Here is a 14,929-nt window from a genome sequence, read left to right as displayed (position 1 = left end):
CAGGTCCCGGAGCCCCTGTGGGAGCAGGCTCGCCCACAAAAAACCCGGCCATCAGGGCCGGGTCCGGAAGACGCAGGCTTATCAGTCTTGTTTTGCAGGCTTGACCAATCGTTTTTCCAGTTCGCGGCAGGCCTTCTGGATCATTCCTTCGGTGATTGGTACTTCGCGGCCTTTTTCGTCAATGATCGAGCAACCCAGAGACTGGTTCGGCTGCGTGCGGATCACTTGAATCTTGTCGCTGCTGCTGTTTTGCAAGGACATGGCCTGTCTCCTCATCAGGTTGTGTGCCTACTGTAGAACCGCCAGGTGACCGGGCTGTGACAACTCCCTGCGGTCTGCACGAGGCGGCGATATCAGTCCAACAGAAATATCCGCACATGACTACCCCATAGCTTAGATCGATAGCGCCTAGGGTTGGGTCATCACGGTCATAATTAACCTGACTCATTGTGATTTACAGAGTTCCCCCCATTAAGAGGGGGTAGCAGTCCCTTTATTCTGTGAACTGGAAAATCCTGATGCTTTCTGCCCGTCACCGTCGTGCGATTCGCCTGGCCAGTCGATTCCTCATGCCTTATCGCTGGCAATCCCTGGGCGCCTTGCTCGCGCTGATTGTCACCGCAGGCATTACCTTGTCCATGGGGCAGGGGATTCGGTTGTTGGTGGACCAAGGCTTCATGACCCAGTCACCGCACTTGCTCAACCAGACTATCGGCCTTTTCATGTTGCTGGTGGCGGGTCTGGCGGTCGGCACGTTCGTGCGGTTTTACCTGGTGTCGTGGATTGGCGAACGGGTGGTGGCCGACATTCGCCGTCAGGTATTCAACCATCTGGTTTACCTGCACCCGGGATTTTATGAAAACAATCGCAGTTCCGAGATCCAGTCGCGGTTGACTGCCGACACGACGCTGCTGCAATCGGTGATCGGTTCGTCGTTGTCGTTGTTTTTGCGCAATCTGTTGATGGTGATCGGCGGGGTCGTGCTGCTGTTCATCACCAACCCCAAACTCACCAGCATCGTGGTCGTTGCCTTGCCGCTGGTGATCGCACCCATTCTTATATTCGGCCGACGGGTACGCAGCCTGTCGCGCCTGAGCCAGGACCGAATCGCCGATATCGGCAGTTATGTGTCCGAAACCCTCGGCCAGATCAAAACCGTGCAAGCCTACAACCACCAGGTCCAGGACGAGCAGCGATTTGCCGCGACCGTGGAAGAAGCGTTCAACACCGCCCGCAAGCGGATTTTTCAGCGCGCCTGGCTCATTACTCTGGTGATCGTGCTGGTGCTGGGGGCGGTTGGCGTCATGTTATGGGTCGGCGGCATGGACGTGATGGCCGGACGAATCTCCGCGGGCGAGCTGGCGGCTTTCGTTTTTTATAGCCTGATCGTCGGCAGCGCGTTCGGCACCCTGAGCGAAGTGATTGGCGAGCTACAACGGGCGGCGGGCGCCGCCGAGCGGATCGCCGAGCTGCTGCGCTCTGAAAATATCATTCAGCCACCGGCGACGGAGCTGATAACGTTGCCCGAGCGCGTCGCGGGCAATCTGCTGCTGCAAGACGTGCGCTTTTCCTATCCCTCGCGCCCTGAAAGCTACGCCATCGATGGCTTGAACCTGACGGTGAACGCTGGGGAAACCCTCGCGCTGGTCGGCCCTTCCGGCGCCGGCAAGTCGACGGTCTATGACCTGCTGCTGCGATTCTACGACCCTGCCGAAGGGCGAATCCTGCTGGACGGCGTGCCACTGAGCCAGTTGGACCCACTCGACTTGCGCCGTTGCTTCGCCCTGGTCTCGCAATCCCCGGCCCTGTTTTTCGGCAGCATCGAAGAGAACCTGCGCTACGGTAACCCGACGGCGACACTGGAACAGGTCAAGGAAGCCGCAAAAATTGCCTACGCCCACGACTTCATCGAGGCAATGTCCCAAGGCTACCAGACCCACCTGGGCGATGCCGGCCTCGGTCTGTCCGGTGGTCAGCGACAACGCCTGGCCATTGCCCGCGCATTGCTGGTGGACGCGCCCATCCTGCTGCTCGACGAAGCCACCAGCGCCCTCGACGCCCAGAGCGAACACTTGATCCAGCAGGCCCTGCCAAGCCTGATGAAAAACCGCACCACCCTGGTCATCGCCCACCGCCTGGCCACCGTGAAAAACGCCGACCGGATCGCGGTGATGGATCAGGGCAGGCTGGTGGCGGTGGGCACGCACCAGGAACTGATCGCCAGTAACGCGTTGTATGCGCGGTTGGCGGCGTTGCAATTTAACGCCACGAACACCCTGTAGGAGCGAGCTTGCTCGCGATGAACGTCCAGACACCGCAGGGTACCAGGCATCCCGCGTCATCGTTCACGGCCATCGCGAGCATGCTCGCTCCTACAGACCGACCAAGTAACCGACCAAGTAAAAGCATCCGGCTACACCAGGCGGATTGAACATCCGGCAAAAAAAAGCCCGCATTTTTCAATGCGGGCATTTTTGTCAGCGCCTCAAGTCGGCTCACTGGTCATCAAAATACCGCTCATGCCAATCCACCAGCGGTTGTGGTGAATTGAGCTTCTGGCCGTAGATCACCGAATACGACAGCACGTTCTGCACATACTGGCGCGTTTCGTCGAACGGGATGCTTTCGACCCACACGTCGAAGCTCAGGTGATCGGCGCCTCGCAGCCACTGCCGTACGCGGCCGGGGCCTGCGTTGTAGGCGGCTGAGGCGAGGACGCGGTTGCCGTTGAACTGGCTGTGCACCTGGCTAAGGTAGGCGGCGCCGAGCTGGATGTTCTTGTTCGGGTCGAGCACCTGTTGTGGCGACGCCAGGGGAATGCTGAATTTGCGAGCGGTCTCCTTGGCGGTGCCGGGCATCAGTTGCATCAGACCGCTGGCGCCGACGCTGGAACGAGCGTCGTCCATGAAGGCGCTTTCCTGGCGAGTAATGGCAAACACCCAGCTTGAATGCAGGCCACGCACCTTGGCTTCGCGTACCAGGGTGTCGCGGTGGGCCATCGGGAAGCGAATGTCCAGGTCATCCCAGTATTGCGCCTGGCTGATGGTGCGGATCGCCGGGAAATACCATTTCAGGTCGTAGGCCAGTTTCGCCTGGGCGACCATTTCGTCACGGTTGAAGTGCCGGCTGACGTGGTACCACTCGCGACGCCCATCGACGATTTGTCCGCGTGCATGGAACTCCAGGGCGCGTCGCACGCCGGGCGTATTACGCACTTTGTTCATCAGTGCCTGGCTGAGCACCAGCGGCTTGTTGACCAGCGAGTACGGCTGTTGCGAGCGGTCGGCGGCGAGGAAGCCGTAGAAGTCGCGCTCACGAGCAAGGTTCTTGTACAGGGTCAGCGCTTCCGGGTTCTGCGGCTGCGCGAGCTCCAGGCTGCGTGCCTGCCAGTAACGCCAGCGGTTGGTGGTCGCCAGGTCCTGCGGCAGGCGGCGGGTCAACTGATAGGCGTCGTCCCAACGTGCCAGGCGCAACAGCAGGCGAAGGCGCCATTCGGACACGGTGTTGTCGCGCAGTTCCGGGTCGTATTTGGTCATCACGTCCAGTGCGCGGCTGTCGAAACGCCGGGCGAGGGTCAGGCCGATTTCCCGGGCGATCGCCACTTTTTCATCGCGGGAAAAGTGCATGCTGCTGGCATAGCCATCGAGCAATGCCATGGCCTTGTCCGGGTCCTGCCGGGCCAGGCGACGCAGGCCGAGACTGACGATGTCGGACATTGGCTCGTCCGCCGGGGTGAAGCGCGACGGCTGGTTGAGCAGTTCAGGTTTCTGCGCCACATCCACCAGCAGGCGGCCGCGTGGGGCGAGGGTGCTCAGGCCGTTGACCAGGCTATTGGCCAGCGGGTAATTGCGGGCCTGGGCGGCGAGCTTGGTGCGCTCCCAGCGTTTCTGTTCCGTCAACTGGCCTTCGGCGGCCCACATGCCGAACAGCGCATCGCAAGCGGCGGGCTGCGATTTGCCGGTCAGCCAAAGCTTGTTGGCGTTGGCGTAGCCTTCGGACTTGAGGTTATGGCTGATCTGGTATTGCGCGTTCAGGCAGTCCAGTTCAGTGAAGTTGAGCTTGGGATCGTAGTATTTGACGAAAGTCGCCCAATCGCCGCGCTCGGCCAACCAGCGCAACCAGCGCAGTTTCATCCAGTTGGCCTGCGGCAGGTCGCCATGTTCGGCGAGAAATTTCTCGATCTCGGCGTTGCTCGCCGTTTTCAGGCGTGCGGTCAGCTCGTCATAGGCCAGATACGGCTCCAGCGGGTAAGTGCTCAGTGCCTGGCTGTAACGAAAGTAAGGGCCGGTATCACCCTTGGCCAGGGCGCGTTTGGCTTCATCGTAATACTGGCGTTGGGTGGACAGGTCCACCGCCTGGACTGTTTGAGCGGCAGTGGCAGAGAGGAGCAAGCAGGATAAAAGACTGAAAAGGCGACTGCGCATGAGACATCCGGGCAGAAAAAACATGACAAGCGCGGACATTGCCCGCGCTGAATTATCTGTAGCTTAGCCTTTTGCCAGCAGCGGGCGAAAGCTTTGCGGCCTCGTCAGCATCAGTTCGCAACATTTGTGTCGCAGAGTGTCTCTCAGGTGAAATTGCGGGCCTTCTGAAGCCTCGATTCAGGTAGAATGCGCGCCCGGTTTTTGGAGAAGCTCATGACCCTGCTCAAATTCAGCGATGTGTCCCTTGCTTTCGGCGCTATGCCGTTGTTGGACAAGGTGTCCTGGCAGATCGCCCGTGGTGAGCGGGTGTGCATCATCGGCCGCAACGGCACTGGCAAGTCCAGCATGATGAAGCTCGTCAAGGGCGACCAGAAGCCCGATGACGGCGCTGTCTGGCGTGCCCCCGGCCTCAAGATTGGCGAATTGCCGCAAGAATTGCCGGTAGCCGACGAGCGGACCGTCTTCGACGTGGTGGCCGAGGGCCTGGACGGTGTCGGCGCGCTGCTGGCCGAATATCACCACTTGAGCCAGAACATCGTCACTGATGCCGATCTGGACAAGTTGATGCACGTCCAGCATGACCTCGAAGCCCGTGACGGCTGGCGTTTGCAAACGCTGGTCGACAGCACCCTCAGCCGCCTGCAACTGCCGGCCGACAAGACCCTCGCCGAATTGTCCGGCGGCTGGCGTCGTCGCGTCCTGCTGGCCCAGGCCCTCGTGTCCGAGCCTGATCTGCTGCTGCTCGACGAACCCACCAACCACCTGGACATCGGTGCGATCGCCTGGCTTGAAGAAGCACTGAAGGATTTCCAGGGGGCCGTGCTGTTCATCACGCACGACCGCTCCTTCCTGCAGAATCTGGCAACCCGTATCCTCGAACTGGACCGCGGTGGCCTGATCGACTGGAACGGCGACTACGCCAGTTTCCTCGTGCACAAGGAAGCCGAACTGGCTGCGGAGGCTACTGCCAATGCGCTGTTCGACAAGCGCCTGGCTCAGGAAGAGGTGTGGATCCGCCAAGGCATCAAGGCCCGTCGTACCCGTAACGAGGGCCGCGTTCGTGCTCTGAAGGCCCTGCGTGTCGAGCGTAGCGAACGCCGTGAGCGCACCGGCAAGGCCAACATTCAACTGGAAACCGCGGAGAAGTCCGGCAAACAGGTCATGGTGCTCGAGAACGTCAGTTTTGCGCACCCGGACGGCCCATTCCTGATCCGCGATTTCTCCATGGTGCTGCAACGTGGCGACCGTATCGGCCTGCTCGGCGCCAACGGCACCGGCAAGACCACGCTGCTGAAACTGATGCTCAGTGGCTTGCAGCCTACCAGCGGCAAGGTGGAGGAGGGCACGAAGATCGATGTCGCCTACTTCGACCAGTTGCGCCATCAGTTGGATCTGGAAAAAACCGTGATCGATAACGTCGCCGAAGGCCGCGACTTCATCGACATCGACGGTCAGAGCCGTCATGTGCTGAGCTACCTCGGTGATTTCCTGTTCAGCCCCCAGCGTGCGCGTACGCCGGTCAAGGCGTTGTCCGGTGGTGAGCGTGCCCGACTGTTGCTGGCCAAGCTGTTCAGCAAGCCGGCCAACCTGCTGGTCCTCGACGAACCGACCAACGACCTCGACGTGGAAACCCTCGAACTGCTGGAGGAGGTGCTGCTGACCTTCAACGGCACCGTACTGATGGTCAGTCACGACCGTGCATTTCTCGACAACGTGGTCACCAGCACCCTGGTGTTCGAAGGTGAAGGCAAGGTTCGTGAATACGTCGGTGGTTACCAGGACTGGCTGCGGCAGGGCGGTTCGCCACGCCTGCTGGGCGTGACCGAGAGCAAGTCCGGCAAGGCTGACCTGAATTCGGCGGTGGTCAAGGCGGAGCCGGCACCGGTTGCGGCTGAGGCATCGGTCGAAGCGCCTGCGGCGAAGAAAAAGCTCAGCTACAAGTTGCAGCGTGAGCTGGAAATGTTGCCTGGCCAGATCGAAGCGATGGAACAGCAGATCGCTGCCGTTGAAGCGCAAATGGCGGATGCCGGTTTCTACCTGCGTCCTGCTGCGGAGACCGCTGCGGTGATCGCCAAGCTGGAACAGATGCAGGCCGAGCTCGACGTAATGGTCGAGCGTTGGGCGGAGCTGGATGCCTGATTGACTGCGCGGTGAACGCCGGATTTGCGATGTTCACTGTACTGTAGGAGCGAGCTTACTCGCGATAGCGGTGTCAATCGACATATCAGTTGCCTGACACACCGCCATCGCGAGCAAGCTCGCTCCTACAGGGAGCGTGATTTCAGCTTTTGACCAGGCGCACCGCCAGCACATCGCAAGGTGCGCCGTGCAACACGTCATTGGCGGTGGAGCCTAGCAGCAATGCCAGGCCATGCCGGCCATGGCTGCCCACGACGATGAGGTCGCAACCCTGCTCCTTGGCCAGGTGGTGAATTTCCTGGCGCGGCTGGCCGTAGGTCAGGTGGCTGAATTCCCGGGAAACTTCCGGATATTTCACAATCAGCCGGTCCAGACGGTCCTTGGCTTGATCGAACTGTTGCTGCTGCAATTGGGAAAGATCCATCGGCACGTCGCCGCCGAACGCCATGGCCATCGGTTCGACGATGTGCACCAGGGACAATTTCGCGCCACTGCTCACCGATAGCTCGCGAGCGCGCTTGATGACAGGGTCACACTCTTCTGTGAGATCTACCGCAACCAGAATGTGTTCATAGGGCATGAGATGCTCCTCCTGAGAACTGCAATAAGAGTAAGTATGGCTGGTTTCAAGCGCTTTGTTTTCAGAGTGGCTTCAAGCGCTCATCAAGAATCGGGTGTACACATATGACGGTCTGGATAGTGGTGTCAATCCTGTTGGTGGTCTTGAGCCCTCTGGCATGGCTACGACCGTCACGCGCCCAGAGTGGGCGAATCGCCCTGCGCACGGAGGCACGCCGTATCGGATTGGCCATGCAACTGGCGCCTCAGGAGTGGCCGCACTGGCTGCACCCGGAGCCGCCAAACCCCTGTGCGCAGTACCATCGGCCCCGTCGTGGCAGCCAACCGGCTTGCTGGGTTTACTGGCAAAAATCGCCGGGTGTATGGGTCAATCAGTGGCAGGAGCCCTGCGACGATCAGGCGCTGCTCAATCATTTCGAAAAATTGCCGGCCAACGTGTACAAGGTCGAAGCCGACAAGCAGATGATCACCTTGTATTGGGGTGAGAAGGGCGAAGCTGAAGTGTTGCAGCACATTGATGCGACGCTCAAGGCGTTGGCCTGATGTAGGAGCGGGCATGTCGAACCGTCGCGATGGTCGTTAACGATGACGCGGGATGCCTGATATCCCGCGGCGCCAGGTCCTCCATCGCGAGCAAGCCCGCTCCTACAGAATCTGCATTCCCTGTAGGAGCGAGCATGCTCGCGATGGCCGAAAGTGCGCCAGGGGGTGTCAGGGATCCCGGGTCATCGTTAACGACCATCGCGAGCATGCTCGCTCCTACAGGTCCGCAATAAAAAGCCCGACAACATCGTCGGGCGGGGTTGGCCAGGCAGGCCGGTAATTCGGTCGGGCTGATCCCGCGCATGGCGCTCGCCAGTGCGTTCATCTTTCCCTGTGGTTTCGCCAGCTTAGCCTGTTCCGCGCAGGCTGCGGTGAATTAGGGCGACTTTTCTAATGATTGATTCTATGAATGTGTGTACATGCCATTGCGCGTAGCACGCCTTTTTCCTACAGAAATGACTGCAAAGTCGCTTTTCAACCCGCATTTTGGGCGATTGACAATTGCCGGAAATTCCGTGAAGGTGGCGTACCCAAATCAAACGGGCGTATGAATTGAGCGTTTGCATTAGAGCGCGCTCCAACAGAATCCCGACTATCGCGTTGGCGGGTGTGTCGGGTGGATTGGCGTAGCATCGACGAGGTCGTCCCTGCCAGCCATTCGCCTGCTTCCGACGTGTACTGTTCAGCTTCCATATCGTGGAGATCAGTTGATGATTTACGAAGGTAAAGCCATCACGGTTAAGGCTCTTGAAAGTGGCATCGTCGAACTGAAGTTCGACCTCAAGGGTGAGTCCGTCAACAAGTTCAACCGTCTAACCCTGAATGAATTGCGTCAGGCCGTAGACACCATCAAGGCAGATGCGTCGATCAAGGGTGTGATCGTCAGCAGTGGCAAGGACGTGTTCATCGTCGGCGCCGACATCACCGAATTTGTCGACAACTTCAAGCTGCCGGATGCAGAGCTTGTTGCTGGCAACCTCGAAGCCAACAAAATCTTCAGCGATTTCGAAGACCTCAACGTCCCGACCGTAGCCGCGATCAACGGCATCGCCCTGGGCGGCGGTCTGGAAATGTGCCTGGCTGCGGACTACCGCGTCATGTCCACCAGCGCCAAGATCGGTCTGCCGGAAGTCAAGCTGGGTATCTACCCTGGCTTCGGTGGTACCGTTCGCCTGCCACGCCTGATCGGTGCCGACAACGCGATCGAGTGGATTGCCGCCGGCAAGGAAAACCGTGCTGAAGACGCACTGAAAGTCGGTGCCGTCGACGCCGTGGTTGCGCCTGAGAAGCTGCAGGACGCCGCACTGGAACTGATCAAACGCGCCATTTCCGGCGAGTTCGACTACAAGGCCAAGCGTCAGCCGAAGCTGGAAAAACTGAAACTGAACGCCATCGAGCAGATGATGGCCTTCGAAACCGCCAAAGGTTTTGTGGCCGGTCAAGCGGGCCCGAACTACCCGGCGCCGGTTGAAGCGATCAAGACCATCCAGAAAGCCGCGAACTTCGGTCGCGACAAGGCGCTGGAAGTCGAAGCGGCCGGTTTCGTCAAACTGGCCAAGACCTCTGCTGCGCAGAGCCTGATCGGCTTGTTCCTGAACGATCAGGAGCTGAAGAAAAAGGCCAAGGCCTACGACGAGATCGCCAGCGATGTGAAGCAGGCTGCCGTATTGGGCGCCGGCATCATGGGTGGCGGCATCGCCTATCAGTCGGCTTCCAAGGGTACGCCGATCCTGATGAAGGACATCAACGAACACGGCATCGAGCAGGGCCTGGCAGAAGCCGCCAAGCTGCTGGTCAGCCGCGTTGAAAAAGGTCGCATGACCGCGGCGAAGATGGCTGAAGTGCTCAACGGCATTCGTCCGACGCTGTCCTACGGTGACTTCGGTCACGTGGACCTGGTGGTTGAAGCCGTCGTCGAGAACCCGAAGGTCAAGCAAGCCGTACTGGCTGAAGTCGAAGACAAGGTCAAAGAGGACACCATCCTCGCTTCCAACACCTCGACCATTTCCATCAGCTTGCTGGCCAAGGCCCTCAAGCGTCCGGAAAACTTCGTCGGCATGCACTTCTTCAACCCGGTGCACATGATGCCGCTGGTGGAAGTGATCCGTGGCGAGAAGTCCAGCGAGCAGGCCGTTGCCACCACCGTTGCTTACGCCAAGAAAATGGGCAAGAACCCGATCGTCGTCAATGACTGCCCGGGCTTCCTGGTCAACCGTGTGCTGTTCCCGTACTTCGGCGGTTTCGCCAAGCTGGTCAGCGCCGGTGTGGACTTCGTCCGTATCGACAAGATCATGGAAAAATTCGGCTGGCCGATGGGCCCTGCCTACCTGATGGACGTCGTCGGCATCGACACGGGCCACCACGGCCGTGACGTGATGGCTGAAGGCTTCCCGGATCGAATGAAGGACGATCGCCGTTCGGCTATCGACGTTCTCTATGAAGCCAAGCGCCTGGGCCAGAAGAACGGCAAGGGCTTTTACGCTTACGAGGCTGACAAGAAGGGCAAGCAGAAGAAAGTCGCCGATCCGTCGGTGCTGGAAGTGCTCAAGCCGATCGTCTACGAGCAGCGCGAAGTCACTGACGAAGACATCATCAACTGGATGATGATCCCGCTCTGCCTGGAAACCGTGCGTTGCCTGGAAGACGGCATCGTCGAAACCGCCGCCGAAGCCGACATGGGTCTGGTCTACGGTATTGGTTTCCCTCCATTCCGTGGCGGTGCGCTGCGCTACATCGACTCGATCGGTGTTGCACAGTTCGTTGCCCTGGCTGACCAGTACGCTGATTTGGGCGCGCTGTACCACCCGACCGCGAAGCTGCGTGAAATGGCCAAGAACGGCCAGAGCTTCTTCGGTTAAGCGCCCCCAACTAGAGTGAGAGTGAACTTATGAGCTTGAATCCTAGAGACGTCGTGATTGTCGACTTCGGTCGTACTCCGATGGGCCGCTCCAAGGGCGGCATGCACCGCAACACCCGTGCCGAAGACATGTCGGCACACCTGATCAGCAAACTGCTGGAACGCAACGTCAAGGTCGACCCGAACGAAGTCGAAGACGTGATCTGGGGCTGCGTGAACCAGACCCTGGAGCAGGGCTGGAACATCGCCCGCATGGCATCGCTGATGACCCAGATCCCGCACACGTCGGCCGGCCAGACCGTCAGCCGCCTGTGTGGTTCGTCGATGAGCGCGCTGCACACCGCCGCACAAGCGATCATGACCGGCAACGGTGACGTATTCGTGGTCGGTGGCGTCGAGCACATGGGCCACGTGAGCATGATGCACGGTGTCGACCCGAACCCGCACATGTCGCTGTACGCGGCGAAAGCCTCGGGCATGATGGGCCTGACCGCGGAAATGCTGGGCAAAATGCACGGCATCACTCGCGAACAGCAGGACGCCTTTGGCGTGCGCTCCCACCAACTCGCTCACAAGGCGACGGTGGAAGGCAAGTTCAAGGACGAGATCATCCCGATGCAGGGCTATGACGAGAACGGTTTCCTGAAACTGTTCGACTACGACGAAACCATTCGTCCGGAAACTACCCTGGAAAGCCTGGCGGCTCTGAAGCCAGCATTCAACCCCAAGGGCGGCACCGTGACAGCCGGTACTTCCTCGCAGATCACTGACGGTGCTTCGTGCATGATCGTGATGTCGGCGCAGCGTGCACAGGACCTGGGCATCCAGCCGTTGGCGGTGATTCGCTCGATGGCGGTAGCAGGTGTGGACCCGGCGATCATGGGCTATGGTCCGGTACCGGCCACGCAAAAAGCCTTGAAACGCGCAGGCCTTGGCATCAACGATATCGACTTCTTCGAGCTCAACGAAGCTTTCGCTGCACAGGCCCTGCCAGTGCTGAAAGATTTGAAAGTGCTCGACAAGATGAACGAGAAGGTTAACCTGCACGGCGGCGCGATCGCCCTGGGTCACCCATTCGGTTGCTCCGGTGCGCGTATCTCCGGCACCCTGCTGAACGTGATGAAGCAAAATGGCGGCACCTTCGGGGTGGCTACCATGTGCATTGGTCTCGGCCAAGGCATCTCCACCGTCTTCGAACGCGTTTAAGCGTTCCGTTGACGGAAGCCGGGGCCAAGTGCCCCGGTTTTTGTTTTTCTGACATTATTTTTATTTTTATTTTGAAAAGATTTGAGTGAGGGCCATTACATGCCGATACAACCTGGGCTCTACCAGCATTACAAGGGTCCGCAATACCGAGTATTCAGTATTGCGCGCCATTCGGAAACGGAAGAAGAAGTGGTCTTTTACCAAGCCCTGTATGGCGATTACGGCTTTTGGGTACGTCCCTTGAGCATGTTCCTGGAGTCGGTCGAGGTTGACGGCGAGCAGGTGCCACGCTTTGCTTTGGTGCAGGCTGAACCGAGCGTTTTTTCGAAGCCATAAGCTGAGTGCGCGCGAAACCCTGCGCTTGACCTCATCTTGCAGCCACTATATATAGCGGTGCCGCGTCAGGCGCCAACCGCCTTTCACTTCTAGAATTCAGGAATTTTCTGATCCATGGGCAAATCGCTGGTCATTGTGGAATCCCCGGCTAAGGCCAAGACCATCAACAAGTATCTGGGCAACCAATACGTGGTGAAGTCGAGTATCGGCCATATCCGAGACCTGCCCACCAGCGGTTCGGCGAGCGCCAGCAAAGAGCCAGCCGCCAAGCGCGGCAAGGCTGCGGGCGAAGGTCCGGTGCTCACACCGAAGGAAAAGGCGCGCAATCAACTGGTTTCGCGCATGGGGGTCGATCCCGATCATGGCTGGAAAGCCAAGTACGAGATCCTTCCGGGCAAGGAAAAAGTCATTGAAGAGCTGCGTCGGCTCGCCAAGGATGCTGACACCATCTATCTCGCAACCGACTTGGATCGCGAGGGGGAAGCCATTGCGTGGCACCTGCGCGAAGCCATCGGTGGGGACGACAGCCGCTATAAGCGTGTGGTGTTCAACGAAATCACCAAGAAGGCGATCCAGGAAGCCTTCTCCGAGCCGGGCGAACTGGATATCGACCGCGTCAACGCCCAGCAGGCGCGTCGTTTCCTCGATCGCGTGGTGGGTTACATGGTTTCGCCGCTGCTGTGGGCCAAGATCGCCCGTGGCCTGTCCGCCGGTCGTGTGCAATCGGTTGCCGTGAAGCTGGTGGTCGAGCGCGAACGTGAAATCCGCGCGTTCATCCCGGAAGAGTACTGGGAAGTCCACGCCGACCTGGGCACCGCCAAGGGCGCGACTGTGCGCTTCGACGTGGCTCGCGAGAAGGGCGAGGCCTTCAAGCCGTTGAACGAAGCCCAGGCCATGGCCGCGCTGGAAAAGCTCAAGGCTTCCAGCTACAGCATCGTCAAGCGCGAAGACAAGCCGACCAGCAGCAAACCGTCGGCACCGTTCATCACCTCCACCCTGCAACAGGCCGCGAGTAACCGCCTGGGCTTTGGTGTGAAGAAAACCATGATGATGGCCCAGCGTCTGTACGAAGCCGGCTACATCACCTACATGCGTACGGACTCGACCAACCTTTCGGCCGATGCCGTGGCGATGGCGCGTACCTATATTGAAAGCGAGTTCGGCAAGAAGTACCTGCCGGAATCGCCTAACGTCTACAGCAGTAAGGAAGGCGCACAAGAGGCTCACGAAGCGATTCGTCCGTCCGACGCCAACACCACGCCGGCGAAGCTGTCGGGCATGGAGCGTGACGCTGAGCGCCTCTACGAGCTGATCTGGCGTCAGTTCCTCGCCTGCCAGATGCTGCCGGCCCAATACCTGTCGACTACCGTGACCGTCGGTGCTGGCGAGTTCGAGCTGCGTGCCAAGGGACGCATCCTGAAGTTCGACGGCTACACCCGCGTCATGCCGCAAATCGCCAAGCCAGGTGATGATGACGTGTTGCCTGACATGGCTCAGGGCGATGCGATGAAGCTGATCAAGCTTGATCCGACCCAGCACTTCACCAAGCCGCCGGCGCGTTACTCGGAAGCGAGCCTGGTCAAGGAAATGGAAAAACGTGGCATCGGTCGTCCTTCGACCTATGCGGCAATCATTTCGACCATCCAGGATCGCGGCTACGTAGCGTTGCACAATCGCCGTTTCTATTCGGAAAAGATGGGCGATATCGTCACCGAGCGCCTGTCCGAGAGCTTCTCCAACCTCATGGACTACGGTTTCACCGCCGGCATGGAGGAGAATCTCGATGATGTGGCCCAGGGCGAACGCGACTGGAAAAACGTGCTGGACGAATTTTACGGGGACTTCAAGAAGAAGCTCGAAGTCGCCGAAAGTGCAGAAAACGGCATGCGTGCCAACCAGCCGGTGATGACCGATATCCCGTGCACCACCTGTGGCCGTCCGATGCAGATCCGTACTGCCTCGACCGGTGTGTTCCTTGGCTGCTCGGGCTACAGCCTGCCGCCGAAGGAGCGCTGCAAAGCCACCGTCAACCTGGTCCCCGGCGACGAAATCGCCGCGGACGACGAGGGTGAGTCGGAGTCGCTGGTGTTGCGCGGCAAGCATCGCTGCCCGATCTGCAGCACGGCGATGGATGCGTACCTGCTCGATGAGAAGCGCAAGTTGCACATCTGCGGTAACAACCCGGATTGCGCGGGCTATGAAATCGAAGAGGGCAGCTACCGTATCAAGGGCTATGAAGGTCCGAGCCTGGAATGCGACAAGTGCGGTAGCGAGATGCAGCTCAAGACCGGCCGTTTCGGCAAGTTCTTCGGTTGCACCAATCCGACGTGCAAGAACACCCGCAAGCTGCTGAAGAGCGGTGATGCGGCGCCGCCGAAGATGGACCCGGTGAAGATGCCTGAGCTCAAATGCGAAAAGGTCAACGACACCTACATCTTGCGCGACGGTGCTTCCGGCCTGTTCCTCGCGGCGAGCCAATTCCCGAAAAACCGCGAAACCCGTGCTCCGCTGGTCATTGAGATCATTCCGCACAAGGATGAGATCGATCCGAAGTACCACTTCCTCTGCGAAGCGCCGAAGAAGGACCCGGACGGCCTGCCGGCCGTGATCCGCTACAGCCGCAAGACCAAGGAGCAATACGTGCAGACCGAAGTCGACGGCAAACCGACCGGCTGGAAAGCGTTCTACGACGGTGGCAAGTGGACCGTTGAAGACAAGCGACCTGCCGCGAAGTCTTAAGCGAAAGTGAATGAAAAGGCCGCATCCAGCATGCGGCCTTTTTTGCGCTTGCGGTGGTATCGCCTGATCCCCGACACTGTCTGACCTGCATTACGCAATTATTTCG

Annotated in this window: 10 protein-coding genes; 7 read left to right on the top strand and 3 right to left on the bottom strand. The window is 59.5% G+C overall.

Annotation, left to right across the window (positions count from 1 at the left end):
• Positions 1-81 precede the first annotated feature (81 nt).
• The gene (locus AB4O36_RS17155; protein ID WP_460139823.1) at positions 82-261 is read right to left on the bottom strand and encodes a PA1571 family protein; all 180 of its coding nucleotides are present in this window, start codon (positions 259-261) and stop codon (positions 82-84) included.
• 257 nt (positions 262-518) lie between these two features.
• Between AB4O36_RS17155 and AB4O36_RS17150 the strand changes: the two genes are divergently transcribed.
• On the top strand, positions 519-2,282 hold the full coding sequence (locus tag AB4O36_RS17150; protein WP_460139822.1) for an ABC transporter transmembrane domain-containing protein: 1,764 nt from the start codon (positions 519-521) through the stop codon (positions 2,280-2,282).
• A 213-nt stretch (positions 2,283-2,495) separates the two neighbouring features.
• On the opposite strand, the gene AB4O36_RS17145 is transcribed toward AB4O36_RS17150, so the two are convergent.
• On the bottom strand, positions 2,496-4,424 hold the full coding sequence (locus AB4O36_RS17145; RefSeq protein ID WP_460139821.1) for a transglycosylase SLT domain-containing protein: 1,929 nt from the start codon (positions 4,422-4,424) through the stop codon (positions 2,496-2,498).
• A gap of 213 nt (positions 4,425-4,637) precedes the next feature.
• On the opposite strand from AB4O36_RS17145, the gene AB4O36_RS17140 reads away from it, so the two are divergent.
• Positions 4,638-6,563 (top strand): ATP-binding cassette domain-containing protein, encoded by a 1,926-nt coding sequence (locus tag AB4O36_RS17140; protein ID WP_460116883.1) that lies wholly within the window; start codon positions 4,638-4,640, stop codon positions 6,561-6,563.
• 142 nt (positions 6,564-6,705) lie between these two features.
• Here AB4O36_RS17140 and AB4O36_RS17135 read toward each other — a convergent pair whose 3' ends face one another.
• On the bottom strand, positions 6,706-7,143 hold the full coding sequence (locus tag AB4O36_RS17135) for a universal stress protein (RefSeq protein ID WP_460116882.1): 438 nt from the start codon (positions 7,141-7,143) through the stop codon (positions 6,706-6,708).
• A 104-nt stretch (positions 7,144-7,247) separates the two neighbouring features.
• Between AB4O36_RS17135 and AB4O36_RS17130 the strand changes: the two genes are divergently transcribed.
• From AB4O36_RS17130 to topA, 5 genes are all read left to right on the top strand, one after another.
• The gene (locus AB4O36_RS17130; protein WP_460116880.1) at positions 7,248-7,685 is read left to right on the top strand and encodes a hypothetical protein; all 438 of its coding nucleotides are present in this window, start codon (positions 7,248-7,250) and stop codon (positions 7,683-7,685) included.
• Between the two features lie 710 nt (positions 7,686-8,395).
• A complete protein-coding gene (gene fadB / locus AB4O36_RS17125; protein ID WP_460116879.1) occupies positions 8,396-10,543 on the top strand; it encodes a fatty acid oxidation complex subunit alpha FadB in 2,148 nt (715 codons plus the stop codon).
• Positions 10,544-10,572: 29 nt separating this feature from the next.
• Complete coding sequence (gene fadA, locus AB4O36_RS17120) at positions 10,573-11,748, top strand: acetyl-CoA C-acyltransferase FadA (RefSeq protein ID WP_096512656.1); 1,176 nt, start codon at positions 10,573-10,575, stop codon at positions 11,746-11,748.
• A gap of 99 nt (positions 11,749-11,847) precedes the next feature.
• Positions 11,848-12,084, top strand: coding sequence for a DUF1653 domain-containing protein (locus AB4O36_RS17115; RefSeq protein ID WP_123365569.1), 237 nt, complete (start codon positions 11,848-11,850; stop codon positions 12,082-12,084).
• Between the two features lie 114 nt (positions 12,085-12,198).
• The gene (gene topA, locus AB4O36_RS17110) at positions 12,199-14,823 is read left to right on the top strand and encodes a type I DNA topoisomerase (RefSeq protein WP_460116877.1); all 2,625 of its coding nucleotides are present in this window, start codon (positions 12,199-12,201) and stop codon (positions 14,821-14,823) included.
• Positions 14,824-14,929 lie beyond the last annotated feature (106 nt).

This window comes from Pseudomonas sp. S2_E01, assembly GCF_054668365.1.
This window is presented reverse-complemented; position numbering and strand designations above follow the sequence as displayed.

What these genes read in the sequence shown, in the direction of transcription:
- AB4O36_RS17155 (WP_460139823.1), bottom strand. Translation starts at nt 261, where the DNA reads ATGTCCTTGCAAAACAGCAGCAGCGACAAGATTCAAGTGATCCGCACG.
- AB4O36_RS17150 (WP_460139822.1), top strand. Translation starts at nt 519, where the DNA reads ATGCTTTCTGCCCGTCACCGTCGTGCGATTCGCCTGGCCAGTCGATTC.
- AB4O36_RS17145 (WP_460139821.1), bottom strand. Translation starts at nt 4,424, where the DNA reads ATGCGCAGTCGCCTTTTCAGTCTTTTATCCTGCTTGCTCCTCTCTGCC.
- AB4O36_RS17140 (WP_460116883.1), top strand. Translation starts at nt 4,638, where the DNA reads ATGACCCTGCTCAAATTCAGCGATGTGTCCCTTGCTTTCGGCGCTATG.
- AB4O36_RS17135 (WP_460116882.1), bottom strand. Translation starts at nt 7,143, where the DNA reads ATGCCCTATGAACACATTCTGGTTGCGGTAGATCTCACAGAAGAGTGT.
- AB4O36_RS17130 (WP_460116880.1), top strand. Translation starts at nt 7,248, where the DNA reads ATGACGGTCTGGATAGTGGTGTCAATCCTGTTGGTGGTCTTGAGCCCT.
- fadB (WP_460116879.1), top strand. Translation starts at nt 8,396, where the DNA reads ATGATTTACGAAGGTAAAGCCATCACGGTTAAGGCTCTTGAAAGTGGC.
- fadA (WP_096512656.1), top strand. Translation starts at nt 10,573, where the DNA reads ATGAGCTTGAATCCTAGAGACGTCGTGATTGTCGACTTCGGTCGTACT.
- AB4O36_RS17115 (WP_123365569.1), top strand. Translation starts at nt 11,848, where the DNA reads ATGCCGATACAACCTGGGCTCTACCAGCATTACAAGGGTCCGCAATAC.
- topA (WP_460116877.1), top strand. Translation starts at nt 12,199, where the DNA reads ATGGGCAAATCGCTGGTCATTGTGGAATCCCCGGCTAAGGCCAAGACC.